The sequence below is a fragment of the Streptomyces stoeckheimensis genome (genome assembly GCF_045822005.1).
In the GTDB taxonomy this organism is placed as follows: domain Bacteria; phylum Actinomycetota; class Actinomycetes; order Streptomycetales; family Streptomycetaceae; genus Streptomyces; species Streptomyces stoeckheimensis.
The window spans coordinates 6,560,510-6,577,984 of sequence record NZ_CP169550.1 but is presented as its reverse complement, the minus strand read 5'-3'; the positions used below and the strand labels follow the sequence as shown (position 1 = coordinate 6,577,984).

Genomic DNA, 17,475 nt, shown 5'->3' with positions numbered 1-17,475 from the left:
TGCTCACTCCCAAATTCCCTGGATCCGCAGCACTCCGGCGACCAGGCACATCACGGAGCCGATGGCGAGCAGGGCGATGACCGAGGCCGGCATCTCCTGCTTCTTGAAGGAGTAGACGCCTCCGGCCAGGAACAGGCCGAGGACGATCAGGATCGTGTTGAGCCCGTTCACGCTAGAGGGCGCCCTTCGTGGAGGGCAGGATCCCGGCGGCGCGCGGGTCGAACTCGGCGGCGTAGCGCAGGGCCCGGGCCAGCGCCTTGAACTGGCACTCCACGATGTGGTGGGCGTTGCGGCCGTACGGCACGTGGATGTGCAGGGCGATCTGGGCCTGCGCGACGAAGGACTCGAAGATGTGCCGGGTCATCGTCGTGTCGTACGAGCCGATCATCGGCGCCATGTTCTCGGGCTCGGTGTGCACGAGGTAGGGGCGGCCGGACAGGTCGACGGTCACCTGGGCGAGGGACTCGTCGAGCGGCACGGTGCAGTTGCCGAAGCGGTAGATGCCGACCTTGTCGCCGAGGGCCTGCTTGAAGGCGGCGCCGAGCGCGAGCGCGCTGTCCTCGATGGTGTGGTGGCTGTCGATGTGCAGGTCGCCCTCGGTCTTGACCGTGAGGTCGAAGAGGCCGTGGCGGCCGAGCTGGTCGAGCATGTGGTCGTAGAAGCCCACGCCCGTCGAGACGTCGACCTTGCCGGTGCCGTCGAGGTTTATCTCGACGAGGACCGAGGTCTCCTTCGTGGTCCGTTCGACCCGTCCGATGCGGCTCATGCGTGCTGCTCCTTCTTCAGTGCGCGAACCGCTTCCAGGAACGCGTCGTTCTCGGCCGGGGTGCCCGCGGTGACCCGCAGCCATCCCGGTACGCCGTTGTCCCGGACCAGGACGCCCTGGTCGAGGATCTTCTGCCAGGCGGTGTGGGAGTTTTCGAACCGGCCGAACTGTACGAAGTTCGAGTCGGAGTCGGTGACCTCGAAGCCGATCCCCCGCAGCTCGGTGACCAGGCGGTCCCGCTCGGCCTTGAGCTGCTCGACGTAGCCGAGCAGGGTGTCGGTGAACTCCAGGGCGGCCAGTGCGGTCGCCTGGGTGACGGCCGACAGGTGGTACGGCAGGCGTACGAGCTGTACGGCGTCGACCACGGCCGGGTGCGCGGCCAGGTAGCCGAGGCGCAGCCCGGCGGCGCCGAAGGCCTTGGACATGGTCCGGGAGACCACCATGTGGGGGCGGCCCTCGATCAGCGGCAGGAGCGAGTCCCGGTGGCTGAACTCCACGTAGGCCTCGTCCACGATGACGAGGGACGGCTTGGCCGCCTGCGCGGCCTCGTAGAGGGCCAGGACGGTCTCGGCCCCGACCGCGGTGCCCGTGGGGTTGTTGGGCGAGGTGATGAAGACGACGTCGGGGGCGTGCTCGGCGATCGCCTGCTCGGCCGCCTCCACGTCGATCGTGAAGTCCTCGTTGCGCGGGCCGGAGATCCAGTCGGTCCCGGTGCCGCGCGCGATCAGCGCGTGCATCGAGTACGAGGGCTCGAAGCCGATCGCGGTGCGGCCGGGCCCGCCGAAGGTCTGCAGCAGCTGCTGGAGGACCTCGTTGGAGCCGTTGGCGGCCCATACGTTCTCCCGCGCGACCGGGTGCTTGCCGGTACGGGTGAGGTAGGCGGCCAGTTCGGTGCGCAGCTCGACGGCGTCCCGGTCGGGGTACCGGTTCAGGGTGCGGGCGGCCTCGGCGACCCGCTCGGCGATCCGCGCGACGAGCGGCTCGGGCAGCCCGTACGGGTTCTCGTTGGTGTTGAGCTGGACGGGCACGTCCAGCTGCGGGGCGCCGTACGGGGTCTTGCCGCGGAGCTCGTCCCGGATGGGGAGGTCGTCGATGCCGATGACGGCCTCGGCGCCGGTGCCGTCGGTGCTGTCAGTGGTGCCGGTCATGCCTGCGGAACCTTCCACCCGAATCGTGCCTTCAGAGCCGCGCCGTGCGCGGGCAGGTCCTCGGCCTCGGCGAGGGTCACCACGTGGTGGGTGACCTCGGCGAGGGCGTCGCGCGTGTAGTCGACGATGTGGATGCCGCGCAGGAAGGACTGCACGGACAGGCCCGAGGAGTGGCAGGCGCAGCCGCCGGTGGGCAGCACGTGGTTGGATCCGGCGCAGTAGTCGCCGAGGGAGACCGGGGACCACGGGCCGACGAAGATCGCGCCGGCGTTGCGCACGCGGGCGGCCCAGGCGGCCGCGTCGGCGGTCTGGATCTCCAGGTGCTCGGCGCCGTACGCGTCGACGACCTTGAGGCCGTCCTCCAGGCTGTCGACCAGCACGATCGCGGACTGGCGGCCGGCCAGCGCGGGCTTGATCCGGTCCTCGATGTGCTTGGTGGCCGCGACCTGCGGCTCCAGCTCCTTCTCGACGGCGGCCGCGAGCTCCGCGGAGTCCGTGACGAGGACGGCGGCGGCCAGCGGGTCGTGCTCGGCCTGGCTGATCAGGTCGGCGGCGACGTGCACCGGGTCGGCCGTGGAGTCCGCGAGGACCGCGATCTCGGTCGGGCCGGCCTCGGTGTCGATGCCGATCTTGCCGGTGAAGTAGCGCTTGGCGGCGGCGACCCAGATGTTGCCGGGGCCGGTCACCATGTTGGCGGGAGGGCAGTCTTCCGTCCCGTACGCGAACATCGCGACGGCCTGCGCGCCACCCGCCGCGTACACCTCGTCCACGCCGAGCAGCGCGCAGGCGGCCAGGATCGTCGGGTGCGGCAAGCCGCCGAATTCCTTCTGCGGCGGGGAAGCGAGCGCGATGGACTCGACGCCCGCCTCCTGGGCCGGGACGACGTTCATGACGACGGAGGACGGGTACACCGAACGGCCGCCCGGGGCGTACAGCCCCACGCGCTCGACCGGAACCCACTTCTCGGTCACCGTTCCGCCGGGGACCACCTGCGTGGTGTGCTCGGTGCGGCGCTGGTTGCGGTGCACGATCCGGGCACGCCGGATCGACTCCTCCAAGGCGGCGCGGACGGCCGGGTCGAGCTGGTCCAGAGCGGTCTTGAGCGCCTCTGCGGGCACCCTGACCTGCTCGAGCTCGACCCCGTCGAACTTCTGCGCGTACTCGATCAGCGCCGCCGTCCCACGATGGTGGACGTCCTCGCAGATGGGCCGCACCTTCTCCAGGGCGGCTTCTACGTCGAACTCGGCACGGGGCAGCAGATCGCGCAGGGCGCCACCCTCGGGGAGGGTGTCGCCGCGCAGGTCGATACGAGAGATCACCTGCCAATTCTCTCAGACCGCCTCGCAGCACCGTTCGTCCGTATCACTGGCTGATACAGGCCACGGGCGTTTCCCGATGTCACAGCGGCCCCCTAGCGTGCGGGGAGGCGCGGTGCGGTCCGCGCCGACGAGCGGAGGGGGGCCGCCATGGCAGAACTACGCCCGGACGGGGAACCGGAGGATCTCACCGGCCCCGAACGGCTCATGTGGGACGCGTTCCGGACCGGCAGCGTCTGCGATCTCAGCACCCGTACGGCCGAGCGGGACGATCCGCACGCCGACCGGGTCTGGGGCCCCGAGCGCAGCGTGCGCGCGGCGGTGGTGGCCCTGCTGCTGCTCCACGGGCCGGACCCGGTGCGGGGCCGGGTGGCCTCCCTGAAGCTGCGCGGCGTGCGGATCACCGGCCGCCTCGACCTGTCCGGGGGCACGGTCACCCCGTACGTGGAGCTCCAGTCCTGCCGCTTCGACGGCGAGGTGCAGCTCTCGGAGACCCGCTTCGGCACGCTGCGCCTGGTCAACTGCGCGATGCCCCGGCTGGACGCGGCCCGTCTGCAGACGGAGGGCGACCTGCACCTGCCGCGCTGCCGGGTGGCGCGCGGGATCCGGCTGACCGACGCGCAGATCGGCACCGACCTGCTGATCAGCGAGGCGGTGGTGCAGCGCGACAACAAGGGGCGGGCGCTGGCCGCCGACGGGATGTCGGTGGCGCAGGACTTCCAGGGCGAGCTGCTGCGGGCCTACGGGGAGGTGAGCCTGCGCGGCGCCAAGGTCGGCGTGTCGATGAGCCTGCGCGGGGCCCGGCTGAACAATCCGGCCGGAAAGCGGGCGCTGAACGCCCCGCAGCTCACCGTCGAGCGCACCCTCTACCTGACCTCCATCGCCCTGGACTACACCGCGGGCGACTCCGGCTCCTCCACGCCCCCCTACGGGCAGGGCTACACCCCGCTGCGGGGCGAGCCCGCGCACCACTTCGAGTGCCGGGGCGGCCTGCGGCTGGACGACGGCCGCTTCGGGGACGCCGTGGACTTCTACGGGGCCCGGTTCACCCTCACGGAGGACCAGGAGGTCTCGCTGCGCCGCATCCACACCCCGGAGCTGCGGTTCGTGGGCGAGCGCACGGAGCGGGGCCGGGTGGTGCTGTCGGGCTCGCAGGTGGTCAAGCTCGTGGACACCGCCGCGAGCTGGCCGGCCCGCCCGGGCCGCTTGTCCATCGAGGGCTTCGGCTACGAGAACCTCGCGCCCCGGGGCCACTTCCCGACGGCCCTGCGGCTGGAGTGGGTCGAGGCGGCCACCCCCGAGTACTCCCCGGAACCGTACGAGCGGCTCGCCGCGGTCCTGCGGGCCTCCGGGGAGGACGCGGACGCCCGCGAGGTGCTGCTCGCCAAACAGCGGCGCCGGCGGTCGACGCTGCCGCCGGCGCTGCGCGCGTGGGGGTACCTCCAGGACTGGACGGTGGTCTACGGCTACCGGCCGGGGCGGGCGGCGCTGTGGATGGCCGTGCTGTGGGCGGCCGGGGCGGTGCTCTTCGCGGTGCACGGCGAGCCGCCGCCGATCAAAGCGGACGAGCACCCCGACTGGGACGCATCGCTGTTCGCCCTGGACCTGCTCCTGCCGGTGATCGACCTCGGCCTTCAGGACCAGTGGATCCTGAAGGACGGCTGGCAGTGGGGCGGGGCCGCGCTGATCATCCTGGGCTGGATCCTGGCCACGACGGTCGCGGCGGGAGCCTCCCGCGTCCTGAGGCGGGGGTGACGGTCCTCCGGCCAGGGCCACTACCCTGTGCCTCGTGACCACCGTTCGCCTGCCCCTCTTCCCGCTGAACTCGGTGCTGTTCCCGGGACTCGTGCTCCCGCTGAACATCTTCGAGGAGCGTTATCGCGCCATGATGCGCGAGCTGCTGAAGGCGGGAGAGGAAGAGCCCCGCCGTTTCGCGGTCGTCGCGATCCGCGACGGCCGGGAGGTCGCCCCGACCGCGCCCGGCCTGCCGGACCAGACGGCCCTGCCCGAGCGCGGCCCGGCCGCCGGTTTCGGCGCGGACCCGGTCCAGGCCTTCCACCGGGTGGGCTGCATCGCGGACGCGGCCTCGATCCGGGAGCGGGAGGACGGCAGCTTCGAGGTCATGGCCACCGGCACGGTCCGGGTCCGGCTGCTGTCGGTCGACGCGTCCGGCCCGTTCCTGGTGGCGGAGCTGGAGGAGCTCCCCGAGGACGCGGGCGACGGCGCGGGCGCGCTGGCGGAGGGCGTGCTGCGGGCGTTCCGCACGTATCAGAAGCGGCTCGCGGGGGCCCGCGAACGGTCCCTGACCGGCATGGACCTCCCCGACGAGCCGTCGGTGGTCTCGTACCTGGTCGCCGCGGCCGCGGTGCTGGACATCCCGGCGAAGCAGCGGCTGCTCCAGGCCCCGGACACGGCGACCCGCCTCGCGGAGGAGCTGAAGCTGCTGCGCACCGAGACGGCCGTCATCCGCCACCTCCCCTCGCTCCCGGCCGTGGACCTCACCCGCGCCCCGACGAGCCCCAACTGACGAAGGACCCATGGCGAAGAAGAAGCCGGCGGGCACTCCGGCGATCGTGGCCCTGACGGCGGCCGGCGCCGATTTCACCGTGCACGCCTACGAGCACGACCCGGCCCACCCCTCCTACGGCGAGGAGGCCGCGCAGGCCCTCGGGGTCTCCCCCGCGCAGGTCTTCAAGACGCTGCTGGCCGACGTGGACGGCTCGCTGGTGGTCGCGGTGGTCCCGGTCTCGGGCAGCCTCGACCTGAAGGCCCTGGCCTCCGCGGTGGGCGGCAAGCGTGCGGCGATGGCCGATCCGGCCCTGGCCGAGCGCACCACGGGCTACGTCCTGGGCGGCATCTCTCCGCTGGGCCAGCGCAAGCGGCTCCCCACGGTCCTGGACGCCTCGGCCTCCGGCTTCCCCACCATCTGCGTCTCGGCGGGCCGCCGCGGCCTGGAGGTCGAACTCCCGGCGTCCACCCTCACCACCCTGACCGCAGCCACCCTGGCCCCGATCGCCCGGGCGTAGCACCCGACCCGCTGGCCAGCCCCCGGACCCCCAGGGGGTCCGGGGCGCAGCCCCGGGGAACGGGCGAAGGGCGGGTAGGGGACAGCCCCGCAGGGCCAGACCCGCACGGCCGGGGCTACGGGCGCGGAGGTTCCGTACCGGACGGGTCCGCAGCCGGGGCGACGGGGGCGTCCACCGGGGCCTGGTAGTACCCGGACGGCCACACCGCGAGGTCCGGCGCCGGATCCCGCGTACCCCACAGCGCCGTCAGCGCCAGGTGCACGATGACCGCGGCCATCGGCCAGCCGAGCAGCGCCCCGTGCGCGAGCAGTTCCAGCGGGGCGTCGAAGGGAACTCCCTTCCCCGCCTTCCGGGCGACCGCCACGAGGTCCGAGGACGGGCCCAGCCACAGACCCACTCGCCAGCCGACCAGCGCCGCGAAGACCGATCCGACCGCGAGCCCGACCACCTGCGCCGCACCCCCGCCGCGGCGCCACAGGAAGACCGCCACCGCGCTCAGCACGCCGAATCCGACGGACAGCAGCAGGAAGGTCCCGTCCGCCCCGATGCGCGCTTCGCTCTCCGTGTCCCGCAGGAACACGGCCTCGCCGTTGGACACGTACTGCACGCGCGGCGCGAGCCAGACCCACAGCAGCCCGAGGAGCACGCCGGCCACGCCGATCACGAGGGCGATGGCGGCCCCGTCGCGGATGTCGGACGGGGAGAAGGCGGGCTCCGACGCTGGCGCGGCCTCAGCCGCTGTCGCGGCCGAAGGCGACTCCGACGGCGGCTGGTCGGGCTTGTCATAGGGGGTCACGGCTTCGCTCACCCCCACATCGTGCCAGGAAGTGTTTGATTTAACGATCGGCCCCGGCGGGCGTCAGCGGACCGCGGCCCGCCGGTAGGCCCAGGTCGCGACGGCGAGGGACAGCACGCCCACCCCCGCGCACACGCCGAGGTCGAGGAGGACCGCCGCCCAGTCGGGATGCGGCTCGAAGGTCCGGGCGAACGCCTCCACGCCGTACGTGGACGGCAGCAGGTCCCGCGCCCAGACGATGACGTCCGGCATCCGCTCGGGCGGCAGTACGCCCAGCAGCAGGGCCGCGGACATGCCGAGCTGCCCGGCGAGGGTGGCCAGCTCCTGGCGCGGGGCGAGCAGGCCCAGCGCCGCGCCGAGTCCGGCGAGGGCGGCGCCGGCCAGCGGCACCACGGCGGCCAGGATCCACAGTCCGCCCATCGGCAGCCCGAAGAGCACGCTGCCGAATACCGCCGTCACCAGGGTGCCGGGCAGCGTGAAGGAGGCGTACGCGGCTGCGGCGCCCAGCACCACCGACGCGGGCGGCACCGGCAGGGTGGCGTAGTGGTCGAGCCCGCCGCTGGCCCGGAGCTGGCCGAAGTACTGCGCGAGCAGGTTCAGCGCGACGAAGGCGACGACCAGCACGGAGGAACCGGCGACGACGGCCCGCGCCTCGGAGCCCCCGTCGACCACGCCGCGCATCAGGATCATGATCCCGACGGACTGGAAGGTGGCCACGAACAGCAGCGGGATCCGCGAGACCCGCGCGCGGGACAGCTGGGCCCGGTACACGGCGGCCAGCGCCGGAAGGAACCGGGCGCGCGGAGCCAGTACGCCCGAGGCGGTGACGGGTGCGGCCGTGTCCGTGGTGGCGGTGGTGGTGGCGCTCACGCCTTCACCAGTCCCTTCGAGGTGCGTCCGCCCAGGGCGAGGTACACGTCCTCCAGGCTCGGCGTGGCCAGCGTGAAATCGTCGAGGGCGGCGAAGGCCGGGCCGCCGGTCACGGCGGCCACCGCCGCCCGCGCCTCGTCGGGTCCGAGCCGCAGCACCCAGCGCCGCCCGGATTCGGTGGCCGCCGCGGCGAGCGCGGCGACCTCCGGGAGCTCCAGCGGCGGCGCGGTGCGCCAGACCAGTTCGAGGCGGACCTCTCCGGACACCCGGGCCTTGAGTCCGGCCGGGGTGTCGCAGGCGATGACCCGGCCCTGGTCGATGACGGCGACCCGGTCGAGGACGGTCTCGGCCTCGATGACGTTGTGGGTGACCAGCAGCACGGTGGCCCCGGTCTGGGCGCGGCGGCGGTCGACGGCGGCCCAGACGGCCCGCCGGGCCACCGGGTCCATGCCGGTCGTGGGCTCGTCGAGCACCAGGACGGGCCGCTCCCCCACCAGCGCGGCGGCGAAGCAGGCGAGGCGCCGCTGGCCGCCGGACAGCTTCTTCAGGGGGCGTCCGGCGATCCCGGTCAGGCCGAGCTCCTCCAGTACGGAGTCCCTCGCGGCCCGTGCCTCGCGCAGGCCGAGGCCCCGCAGCCGGCCGGTCGTCTCGGCGGCCAGGGAAACCGTGAGCTCGTCGAGGGCGGTGGATTCCTGCCCCAGGTAGGACAGCAGCCGGGCCGACCGGTCGGGGTGGCGCACGAGGTCGTGGCCGAGCAGGGTCACCGAGCCGGAGTCGGGCCGCAGCAGGCCGGTGAGCTGGCGGACCAGGGTCGATTTGCCGGCGCCGTTGGGGCCGAGCAGTCCGAAGATCTCGCCGCGCCGCACGTCCAGGGAGATGCCGTCGGTGGCACGGGTCTCGGGCAGGGCCGGGGCCCCGCGCCGTCCTCGTACCGCGGGATAGGTCTTGACCAGGTCACGTACCGCGCAGACCACGTCGGAGGCCGGTCCCGCGGCCCCTGCCGTGTCCGTATCCGCCTGTGCTGTCCCCGTACTCACGAGGGAGCAGCCTACGGGGTTGCGGCCCCTACTCGGCTGCCGGGGCCGCCTGGGCCACCGTGACGGGGGCCGCACCAAGGGTCCCGGGAGCCCCCGGGGCGGTGGCCGGCGCGGCCGGCGATCCGGTACCGGCCACGTGTTCGGCGGCCGCCCGTACGTCGATCTCGCGCCAGAAGCCGGCCCGGATGGCGTACCGGTCGTGCTCGTCGATCTGGTCGTCCTTGTGCGCGAGGAGTCCGAAGCGGGCGGCGTAGCGCAGCAGCTCCCCGTCGATCCGGTGCGGGATCCGCGGGTACATGGTGGCGAGCTTCTGCAGGTGCACGGTCTCCGGGAGCCGTTCCATCCAGCGCCGGGCGAACACCTGACCGACCTCGAAGGGGTCGCCGCCGACGGTGGTGATGTCCTCCTCGCGGTCCGCCCAGCGCTGCTCGGCGGAGGTGAGCTGGGCGAGGGTGGGCAGCGAGGCGGTTTCGGCGGGCTCGCCGAGCGGCCCGGCGCGGTCGACCCATCCCTTGTCGGAGGACCAGCGCAGGGCGCTGCCCGCCGGGGCCGCGCCGAGGGCCTGGCCGGGCCCGGCGGCGGGTGCGGGGGCCCCGGGGGCGCGCAGGGCGCCCGCGAGGTCCTTCGGGGTCGGGACGGTCCTGCCGTTGGCGGTGCCGGCCGCGGCGGTGGCGGCCACGCCGCCCTCCTCTGGCTCCACGGGGGCCGCGGGCCGGGTTCCGTTGCCGCGGGCGGCTTCGGCGAGGGCGGCCTCGGGCAGCGGCGCGGAGAGGATGGCGGCGATCTCGGGGCGCGGGGCCGGCGCCGGGGCGCAGAGTCCGGTGAGGTCGCGGGCGCGGACGGCGCGGGTGATCCAGGTGCGGTCCAGGACGCGGCGTTCGTCGGCTTCGGCGACGAGGTCCTCGGACTGGTTGTAGTCCCCGTCCGCGGCCTGGACGGCCCACAGGTGGACGGCGACCCCGTGTTCCTTGGCGGACATCAGGCCGGGCAGCAGGTCGCCGTCGCCGGTGACGAGCACGACGTCGGAGCAGGCGCGGTTGCGGGCGAGCTCGGTGAGCTCGGCGTGCATGGCCGCGTCGACGCCCTTCTGGGCCCAGCGGCCGTCGCTGCGGGTCAGGGCGCCGAGGCGGACGGTGACCCGGGGCATGACGCGCAGCCGCCGGTGCTCGGGCTGGGGCACCCGGTCGGGTGCGCCGTCGAACCAGTAGATCCGCAGGAGGGGCTGCTCGGTGTCGGCCTCGGCGCGCTCGCGCAGGCCCTGGATGAGGGCCGCATGGTCGACGGTGATCCGGGAGCGGGACGGCTCTCCTGCGAGGAGGCTCGCGGCGGCGCCCAGCAGATAGCCGGCGTCCACCAGGACGACGCAGCGGTCCACGCGTACCACCCTCTTCCCTGGGGGTCCTCTGTGTCTTTCGCGGTTTCCCCGAGTCTGCCCGACGGCAACGGCCTTGACGGCCGGAACTCGATCATCGGCGTGGCGTATCTCTCGGAGTCCCCCGGCAGGAGCCCCGACTACGCGCGGTAATGATCCAAAATGCGCCGTTTACGGCCCTGTGTGAGTGTGAAGGCGGCCCTGGCCCCTAAACCCCCCACGGAGGCATCCCATGGCCAAGAACAAGAACCGCCAGCAGCCCGCCAAGTCACAGGACCGCTCGGCTTCGCAGGATCCGGCGAAGACCTCGATGGAATCGTCGCCCGCGCCCTCGACCTCGGCGGCGCCGAGCCCGCTGCAGATGGCCGGCAAGAAGAGGGAAAAGAAGTTCGGCCACAACTGACGCCTCCCCCGCATGCGGGAAGGCCCGCCCCTGTCGACAGGGGCGGGCCTTCCCGCGTACGGGTGGGGCGGTGGCGGGGTGCCTAGCCGGCCAGGCAGGACGGGCCGAGGAGCACCTTGAGGTCGCCGAAGAGCGCCGGGTCGGGCTTGACCCGGTGCTTGTCGAGCCGGAGCACGGTGGTGGTGCGCGGCCCCTGGAGCTTGATCCGCACCTCGCTGTTGCCCTGGTGGTGGCGCAGGATCTCGCCGAGCCGGGTCACCATCGGCGGGGTGACCTTGACGGTCGGGATGGTGAGGACGACGGGGGCGTTGGTGCCGGCGTTGGACAGGTCGGGGACCATCATCTCCATGGCGACCAGCCGGGGGACGTCCTCGCGCTTGTCCAGGCGGCCCTTGACGAAGACGACGGTGTCCTCGACCAGCTGGGTGGAGACGAGCTGGTAGGTCGCGGGGAAGAACATGCACTCGATGGAGCCGGCCAGGTCCTCGACGGTGGCGATGGCCCAGGCGTTGCCCTGCTTGGTCATCTTGCGCTGGAGGCCCGAGATGATGCCGCCGATGGTGACGACGGCGCCGTCGGAGTGCTCGCCGCCGGTGAGCTGGGAGATGCCGGCGTCGGTCTTGTCGGAGAGGACGTGCTCCAGGCCGAAGAGCGGGTGGTCGGAGACGTAGAGGCCGAGCATCTCGCGCTCCTGGGCGAGCAGGTAGGACTTCTCCCACTCGACGTCGGAGAACTCCACGTCGAGGCCGAAGCCGGGCTCGTCGCTCGCGCTCTCGTCACCCATTCCGCCGAAGAGGTCGAACTGCCCCTCGGCCTCCTTGCGCTTGACGGCGACCACGTTGTCGATCATCGGCTCGTGGTGGGCGACCAGGCCCTTGCGGGTGTGGCCCATCTCGTCGAAGGCGCCGGCCTTGATCAGGGACTCGACCGTGCGCTTGTTGCAGACGACGGCTTCGACCTTGTCCAGGAAGTCGGGGAAGGTGGAGTACTTCCCCTTGGCCTTCCTGCTCTTGATGATCGACTCGACGACGTTCTGGCCGACGTTGCGCACGGCGGTGAGGCCGAAGAGGATCACGTCGTCGCCCTGGGCGGCGAAGTTCGCCTCCGACTCGTTCACGTTCGGCGGGAGCACCTTGATGCCCATCCGGCGGCACTCGTTCAGGTAGATCGCGGACTTGTCCTTGTCGTCCTTGACCGAGGTGAGCAGGCCCGCCATGTACTCGGCCGGGAAATTGGCCTTGAGGTAGGCGGTCCAGTAGGAGACCAGGCCGTACGCGGCCGAGTGGGCCTTGTTGAAGGCGTAGCCGGCGAAGGGGACCAGCACGTCCCACAGCGCCTTGATCGCCTGGTCGCTGAAGCCCTTCTCCTTGGCGCCGGCCTCGAAGATGACGAAGTTCTTCGCCAGTTCCTCGGGCTTCTTCTTGCCCATCACGCGGCGCAGGATGTCGGCCTCGCCGAGCGAGTACCCGGCGATGATCTGGGCGGCCTTCTGGACCTGCTCCTGGTACACGATCAGGCCGTAGGTGACGCCGAGGATCTCCCTGAGCGGCTCCTCCAGCTCCGGGTGGATCGGGGTGATCTCCTGCTGCTTGTTCTTGCGCAGGGCGTAGTTCGTGTGCGAGTTCATGCCCATCGGGCCCGGCCGGTACAGGGCCGAGACGGCGGAGATGTCCTCGAAGTTGTCGGGCTTCATCAGGCGCAGCAGGGAGCGCATGGGCCCGCCGTCGAACTGGAACACGCCGAGGGTGTCGCCGCGGCCGAGCAGTTCGAAGGTCTTGGGGTCGTCGAGCGGCAGGCCGAGGAGATCGAGGTCGATCCCCTTGTTGGCCTTCACCATCTTGACGGCGTCGTCCATGATCGTGAGGTTGCGCAGGCCCAGGAAGTCCATCTTGATCAGGCCGAGCGACTCGCACTGGGGGTAGTCCCACTGCGTGATGGTGACGCCGTCCGTGTGCCGCACCCAGATCGGGGCGTGGTCGACGATCGGCTCGCTGGACATGATCACGCCGGCGGCGTGCACGCCCATCTGGCGGACCAGGCCCTCGACGCCGCGGGCGGTGTCGATGACCTTCTTGACGTCCGGCTCGTTCTCGTACATCGAGCGGATCTCGCCGGCCTCGCCGTAGCGCGGGTGCGAGGGGTCGGTGATGCCGTTGAGGTCGATGCCCTTGCCGAGGACGTCGGCGGGCATGGCCTTGGTGAGCCGGTCGCCCATGGCGTACGGGTAGCCGAGGACCCGGGCCGAGTCCTTGATGGCGTTCTTCGCCTTGATCTTTCCGTAGGTGCCGATCATGGCGACCTTGTCGTCGCCGTACTTGTCGGTCACGTACCGGATCACTTCGACGCGCCTGCGCTCGTCGAAGTCGATGTCGACATCGGGCATGGAGACGCGCTCGGGGTTGAGGAACCGCTCGAAGATCAGGCCGTGGGTGATCGGGTCGAGGTCGGTGATGCCCATGGCGTAGGCGACGATCGAACCGGCGGCGGAGCCTCGGCCGGGGCCCACCGCGATGCCCTGGTTCTTGGCCCACATGATGAAGTCGGCGACGACGAGGAAGTAGCCGGGGAACCCCATCTGGATGATGACGTCCAGCTCGTACTCGGCCTGCCGCTGGCGGTCCTCCGGGACGCCCCCGGGGTAGCGGCGGGCCATGCCGCGCCGCACTTCCTCGCGGAACCAGGTGATCTCGGTGTAGCCCTCTTCGGGGATCTCGAACTTCGGCATGAGGTTCTTGGCCTCGAACATGCCGGTGGTGTCGATCTGCTCGGCCACCAGGAGGGTGTTGGCGCAGCCCTCCTGCCAGGCGTCCGAGGAGTCGACCGCGTACATCTCGTCCGTGGACTTCAGGTAGTAGCCGGTTCCGTCGAAGCGGAAGCGGTCCGGGTCCGAGAGGTTCTTGCCGGTCTGGATGCAGAGCAGGGCGTCGTGGGCGCCGGCCTCGTGCGCGTACGTGTAGTGCGAGTCGTTCGTCACCAGCGGCGGGATGCCGAGCTTCTTGCCGATCTCCAGCAGCCCGTCGCGGACCCGGCGCTCGATCTCGATGCCGTGGTCCATCAGCTCCAGGAAGTAGCGCCCCTCGCCGAAGATGTCCTTGTAGTCGGAGGCGGCCTGCACGGCCTCGTCGAACTGGCCGAGGCGCAGCCTGGTCTGCACCTCGCCGGAGGGGCAGCCGGTGGAGGCGATCAGCCCCTCCGACCACTGGGAGATGGTCTCCTTGTCCATGCGCGGCCACTTCGTCAGCCAGCCCTCGGCGTACGCGTCGGAGGACAGCCGGAAGAGGTTGTGCAGCCCGGTGGAGTTCGCCGCCCAGATCGTCTTGTGGGTGTAACCGCCGGAACCGGACACGTCGTCGCGCTTCTGGTGCGGCTGGCCCCACTGGATGCGCCGCTTGTTGCGCCGGGACTCCGGGGCGACGTACGCCTCGATGCCGATGATCGGCGTGACCCCGGCCTTCTTCGCCGTGTGGAAGAAGTCATACGCCCCGTGCAGGTTGCCGTGGTCGGACATGGCGATGTGCGTCATGCCCATCTCGTTGCACGCGTTGAACATGTCCTTCAGCCGCGCGGCACCGTCCAGCAGGGAGTACTGGGTGTGGACGTGCAGGTGCGTGAACGGCGTCTTGGTCACGGTGGGGGCCTCCGGGCGGGGAGAGAGGGGCGGCAGCTCTGAATCCTACGTGCCCCCGGTGACAGATCACGGGCACTGGCGGGTACGGTCATGCGTTGCACGAACCAACGGCAGTGTCCGAAATGCGATCCACCCCGCACCACCAGGAGGCACCCGCCATGGCGGTTCCCGAGACGACCGACGAGCAGCGCGCCGAGCAGATACTCGACGTGTTCGACATCGCCTTCGGCGAGCTGATCACCGCCGACCCCGCGGCCTTCCGGGTCAAGTTCCGCAAGATGGCGGCCTCGGCCTTCGCCTTCTACCGGGGCACCGCCTGCCTCTTCTACGCCGACCTGGAGCGCGAGCGGCACGGCGGCCCGTACCTGGACGAGCGCACCGGCCGGGTGTGGATCCACGGCGATCTGCACGCCGAGAACTTCGGCACCTACATGAACGCCCAGGGCCGGCTGGTCTTCAACGTCAACGACTTCGACGAGGCCTACGTCGGCCCCTTCACCTGGGACCTTAAGCGGTTCTCCGCGTCCGTCGCCCTGCTCGGCTACACCAAGGCGCTCAGCGACGACCAGATCAGCGAGCTGGTACGGATCTACGCGGCCGCCTACCGGGAGCGCATCCACGCGCTGGCCACCGGGGCGAAGAACGACGAGGTGCCCGCCTTCACCCTGGACACCGCCGACGGCCCGCTGCTGGAGGCCCTGCGCGCCGCCCGCAGCCGCACCCGTTTCTCGCTCCTCGACTCGATGACCGAGATCCGCGAGTTCGAACGCCGCTTCTCCCCCGGCCCGGGGACCATCGAGCTGGACGCGGCCACCCGGTACAAGGTCCTCGCCGCCTTCGACGGGTACCTGGAGACCCTTCCCGACGAGTCGCTCGTCCGCCCGGACTCCTACCGGGTCAAGGACGTGGTGGGCCGCCGGGGCGTCGGGATCGGCTCGGCGGGCCTTCCCTCGTACAACATCCTGCTGGAGGGGCACAGCGACGCCCTGGAGAACGACGTCGTGATCTACCTCAAGCAGGCGCAGACCCCGGCCGTGTCCCGGCACGTCACCGACCGGTCGGTGCGCGAGTACTTCCTGCACGAGGGGCACCGCACCGTGATCTCCCAGCGGGCCCTGCAGGCGCACGCCGACCCGTGGCTCGGCTGGACCGAGCTGGACGGGGCCGGGCAGCTCGTCGCGGAGGTCTCCCCGTACGCGGTGGACCTGGACTGGTCGGACCTGGACGACCCGGAGGAGATCGCGGCCGTGGTCGCCGACCTGGGCCGGGCCACGGCGACCATGCACGGCGCCGCGGACGCGCAGGAGAGCGGCCAGACGCTGGTCCCGTTCTCCACCGAGCGGGCCATCGACGCGGCCATCGCCGCCGACGAGGAGGGCTTCGCGGACCTGCTGGTGGACTTCGCGCACGCCTACGGCGCCCGGGCCCGCACCGACCACCAGATCTTCGTGGACCTCTTCCGCAACGGCCGGATCCTGTCCTAGACCGGGACCTAGGGCCCGTCCTCACAGGGACGCATGGCACACTCGCGAAGATGGACATATCCGGGGTGGGTCTCCGAGGGCTGCGGGCCGCGCTGTTCAGCGCGGTCGTCGTGCTGCTCTCGACCGGCTCGCACGTCCTGCTGTCCCGGGTGCCGCTGCCTCCCGCCCTGGTGGGAGGGGCCTTCGCCGCCGTGTTCGCGATCGCCTTCGCGCTGGCCGGACGCGAGCGGGGCCTCGGTCACATCGCCGGGCTGCTCGTCCCGCTGGAACTGGCCGCCGACACCGTGCTGACCTCCGGCCAGCACCTCTGCTACGGCCCCGCGGGCGGTCCCGTCTCGGGGCCGCTGCGCGCCATCGGGCTCGCCGACTTCTGCGGCGGCAGCCCGGTGGGCGGGGCACTGGCCGAGGTGGGCGGGCCCGCCGACCCGGCCGCGCTGCTGGCCGCACCCGGACCGTGGGCCCCCTGGCTGCTGCTGGGCGCGCACGTATCGGTCGGACTGCTCGCCTCCCTGTGGCTGCACCGCGGGGAGCGGGCGCTCGGCCGGCTGCTGGGCGCGGCGTCCGCGTTCGCCTTCCGGCCGCTGCGGATGGCCTCGGCCCGCACGGCGCGGGCCCTCGGTCCGGTATGCCGCTCGCCTTTCACGGCGCTGCGGAGCACGGTGGCCCGCACCCGCTTCCCCGTGCACTCCGTGGGACGGCGGGGACCTCCTCGCGTACGCGGCGCGTTCGCTCGCGCCTGACGTACGAGGACAGTCCCCCCTTCCAGCCGGCTCCGCCGCGGAGCCACACCCCACGGAGAGAACGATGAGCGCACGCAACAGCCAGGCGAACAAGGCGGCCGCCCGCGAGAGGCTGCGCATCGAGCGCGAGCAGCAGGCCAAGAAGGCCAAGGTCCGCCGGCAGGTGTTCGTGGCGGGCGGCGTCGTGGCCGCCCTCGCCCTGGCCGGGGGCGTCGGCTACGCCGTCGTCCAGTCCAACCAGCCGAGCGCCTGGGAGAAGGCCGCCGACGCGCCCCTGGTCGCGCCGAAGAACACCTCGGGCGAGAACGGCACGACGGTGGTCGTCGGAAAGGCCGACGCCAAGAAGACCCTGGAACTGTACGAGGACGCGCGCTGCCCGGTCTGCGCGAGCTTCGAGCAGGCGGTCGGCCCGCAGCTCAAGACGGACCTCGACGCCGGCAAGTACAAGATCCAGTACGTCGGCGCCACCTTCCTGGACAACGGCTTCCCCGGCAGCGGTTCGAAGAACGCCCTGAGCGCGCTGGGCGCGGCCCTCAACGTCAGCCCCGAGGCGTTCCTGGAGTACAAGACGGCCCTCTACTCCGCGGCGAACCACCCGGAGGAGAAGGACGACAAGTTCGCCAAGGACGCCTACCTGCTGACGGTCGCGGACCAGGTTCCGGCGCTCAAGGGCAACGCCGAGTTCAAGAAGGCGGTCGAGGACGGCACCTACGACCGGTGGGCGCTGGAGATGTCCAAGACCTTCGACAAGAGCGGCGTGAAGGGCACTCCGACGCTGAAGATGGACGGCAAGACGATCGACCCGCTGCCGCAGACGCCCGAGGCGTTCACCGCGGCGATCGACAAGGCCATCGCCGGCTGACCCCTCCCTCTCTCGCAGCACCCCGAC

Annotated in this window: 16 protein-coding genes; 7 read left to right on the top strand and 9 right to left on the bottom strand. The window is 71.8% G+C overall.

All coding sequences use genetic code 11. From position 1 onward, the window contains the following. Positions 1-3 precede the first annotated feature (3 nt). From ACE1OC_RS29760 to hisD, 4 genes are read right to left on the bottom strand one after another with little or no spacing between them, the layout of a single operon-like run. Complete coding sequence (locus tag ACE1OC_RS29760) at positions 4-171, bottom strand: hypothetical protein (protein WP_266909496.1); 168 nt, start codon at positions 169-171, stop codon at positions 4-6. A gap of 1 nt (position 172) precedes the next feature. Continuing rightward, entirely contained in the window at positions 173-766 is a 594-nt protein-coding gene (hisB, locus tag ACE1OC_RS29755) for an imidazoleglycerol-phosphate dehydratase HisB (protein WP_215035049.1), read from the bottom strand. After that, positions 763-1,914: a histidinol-phosphate transaminase gene (locus ACE1OC_RS29750; RefSeq protein WP_407839600.1), complete on the bottom strand. Its 1,152-nt coding sequence runs from the start codon at positions 1,912-1,914 to the stop codon at positions 763-765. Before ACE1OC_RS29750 ends, hisB begins: the two co-directional genes overlap by 4 nt. Further along, positions 1,911-3,233 (bottom strand): histidinol dehydrogenase, encoded by a 1,323-nt coding sequence (hisD, locus tag ACE1OC_RS29745; protein ID WP_407839599.1) that lies wholly within the window; start codon positions 3,231-3,233, stop codon positions 1,911-1,913. The genes ACE1OC_RS29750 and hisD overlap by 4 nt, the downstream gene beginning before the upstream one ends. A 147-nt stretch (positions 3,234-3,380) precedes the next feature. On the opposite strand from hisD, the gene ACE1OC_RS29740 reads away from it, so the two are divergent. The 3 genes from ACE1OC_RS29740 to ybaK are packed head-to-tail and all read left to right on the top strand — an operon-like array spanning position 3,381 to position 6,256. Further along, positions 3,381-4,985: an oxidoreductase gene (locus ACE1OC_RS29740; RefSeq protein ID WP_407839598.1), complete on the top strand. Its 1,605-nt coding sequence runs from the start codon at positions 3,381-3,383 to the stop codon at positions 4,983-4,985. A gap of 34 nt (positions 4,986-5,019) precedes the next feature. Continuing rightward, positions 5,020-5,757 (top strand): LON peptidase substrate-binding domain-containing protein, encoded by a 738-nt coding sequence (locus tag ACE1OC_RS29735; protein WP_250743782.1) that lies wholly within the window; start codon positions 5,020-5,022, stop codon positions 5,755-5,757. Positions 5,758-5,767: 10 nt separating this feature from the next. Continuing rightward, positions 5,768-6,256, top strand: a complete 489-nt coding sequence (ybaK, locus tag ACE1OC_RS29730; RefSeq protein ID WP_407839597.1) for a Cys-tRNA(Pro) deacylase — start codon at positions 5,768-5,770, stop codon at positions 6,254-6,256. A 115-nt stretch (positions 6,257-6,371) separates the two neighbouring features. On the opposite strand, the gene ACE1OC_RS29725 is transcribed toward ybaK, so the two are convergent. The 4 genes from ACE1OC_RS29725 to ACE1OC_RS29710 are packed head-to-tail and all read right to left on the bottom strand — an operon-like array spanning position 6,372 to position 10,334. Beyond that, positions 6,372-7,064: a hypothetical protein gene (locus ACE1OC_RS29725; RefSeq protein WP_407839596.1), complete on the bottom strand. Its 693-nt coding sequence runs from the start codon at positions 7,062-7,064 to the stop codon at positions 6,372-6,374. A 51-nt stretch (positions 7,065-7,115) separates the two neighbouring features. Next, positions 7,116-7,922: an ABC transporter permease gene (locus ACE1OC_RS29720; RefSeq protein WP_407839595.1), complete on the bottom strand. Its 807-nt coding sequence runs from the start codon at positions 7,920-7,922 to the stop codon at positions 7,116-7,118. Further along, positions 7,919-8,959, bottom strand: coding sequence for an ABC transporter ATP-binding protein (locus tag ACE1OC_RS29715; protein ID WP_407839594.1), 1,041 nt, complete (start codon positions 8,957-8,959; stop codon positions 7,919-7,921). Before ACE1OC_RS29715 ends, ACE1OC_RS29720 begins: the two co-directional genes overlap by 4 nt. Positions 8,960-8,987: 28 nt before the next feature. Then, entirely contained in the window at positions 8,988-10,334 is a 1,347-nt protein-coding gene (locus tag ACE1OC_RS29710) for an NYN domain-containing protein (protein ID WP_407839593.1), read from the bottom strand. A gap of 229 nt (positions 10,335-10,563) precedes the next feature. Here ACE1OC_RS29710 and ACE1OC_RS29705 point away from each other — a divergent pair, with 229 nt between their 5' ends. Continuing rightward, on the top strand, positions 10,564-10,734 hold the full coding sequence (locus tag ACE1OC_RS29705; protein ID WP_250743777.1) for a hypothetical protein: 171 nt from the start codon (positions 10,564-10,566) through the stop codon (positions 10,732-10,734). Positions 10,735-10,816: 82 nt separating this feature from the next. Here ACE1OC_RS29705 and dnaE read toward each other — a convergent pair whose 3' ends face one another. Beyond that, positions 10,817-14,362, bottom strand: a complete 3,546-nt coding sequence (gene dnaE, locus ACE1OC_RS29700) for a DNA polymerase III subunit alpha (RefSeq protein ID WP_407839592.1) — start codon at positions 14,360-14,362, stop codon at positions 10,817-10,819. Between the two features lie 158 nt (positions 14,363-14,520). Here dnaE and ACE1OC_RS29695 point away from each other — a divergent pair, with 158 nt between their 5' ends. The 3 genes from ACE1OC_RS29695 (at position 14,521) to ACE1OC_RS29685 (ending at position 17,448) form a co-directional block, all read left to right on the top strand. Further along, a complete protein-coding gene (locus ACE1OC_RS29695) occupies positions 14,521-15,846 on the top strand; it encodes a DUF2252 domain-containing protein (protein ID WP_407839591.1) in 1,326 nt (441 codons plus the stop codon). A gap of 50 nt (positions 15,847-15,896) precedes the next feature. Continuing rightward, the gene (locus tag ACE1OC_RS29690; RefSeq protein ID WP_407839590.1) at positions 15,897-16,586 is read left to right on the top strand and encodes a hypothetical protein; all 690 of its coding nucleotides are present in this window, start codon (positions 15,897-15,899) and stop codon (positions 16,584-16,586) included. Positions 16,587-16,650: 64 nt separating this feature from the next. Then, complete coding sequence (locus tag ACE1OC_RS29685) at positions 16,651-17,448, top strand: DsbA family protein (RefSeq protein ID WP_407839589.1); 798 nt, start codon at positions 16,651-16,653, stop codon at positions 17,446-17,448. Positions 17,449-17,475 lie beyond the last annotated feature (27 nt).

What these genes read in the sequence shown, in the direction of transcription:
- hisB (WP_215035049.1), bottom strand. Translation starts at nt 766, where the DNA reads ATGAGCCGCATCGGACGGGTCGAACGGACCACGAAGGAGACCTCGGTC.
- ACE1OC_RS29750 (WP_407839600.1), bottom strand. Translation starts at nt 1,914, where the DNA reads ATGACCGGCACCACTGACAGCACCGACGGCACCGGCGCCGAGGCCGTC.
- ACE1OC_RS29740 (WP_407839598.1), top strand. Translation starts at nt 3,381, where the DNA reads ATGGCAGAACTACGCCCGGACGGGGAACCGGAGGATCTCACCGGCCCC.
- ybaK (WP_407839597.1), top strand. Translation starts at nt 5,768, where the DNA reads ATGGCGAAGAAGAAGCCGGCGGGCACTCCGGCGATCGTGGCCCTGACG.
- ACE1OC_RS29705 (WP_250743777.1), top strand. Translation starts at nt 10,564, where the DNA reads ATGGCCAAGAACAAGAACCGCCAGCAGCCCGCCAAGTCACAGGACCGC.
- ACE1OC_RS29695 (WP_407839591.1), top strand. Translation starts at nt 14,521, where the DNA reads ATGGCGGTTCCCGAGACGACCGACGAGCAGCGCGCCGAGCAGATACTC.
- ACE1OC_RS29690 (WP_407839590.1), top strand. Translation starts at nt 15,897, where the DNA reads ATGGACATATCCGGGGTGGGTCTCCGAGGGCTGCGGGCCGCGCTGTTC.
- ACE1OC_RS29685 (WP_407839589.1), top strand. Translation starts at nt 16,651, where the DNA reads ATGAGCGCACGCAACAGCCAGGCGAACAAGGCGGCCGCCCGCGAGAGG.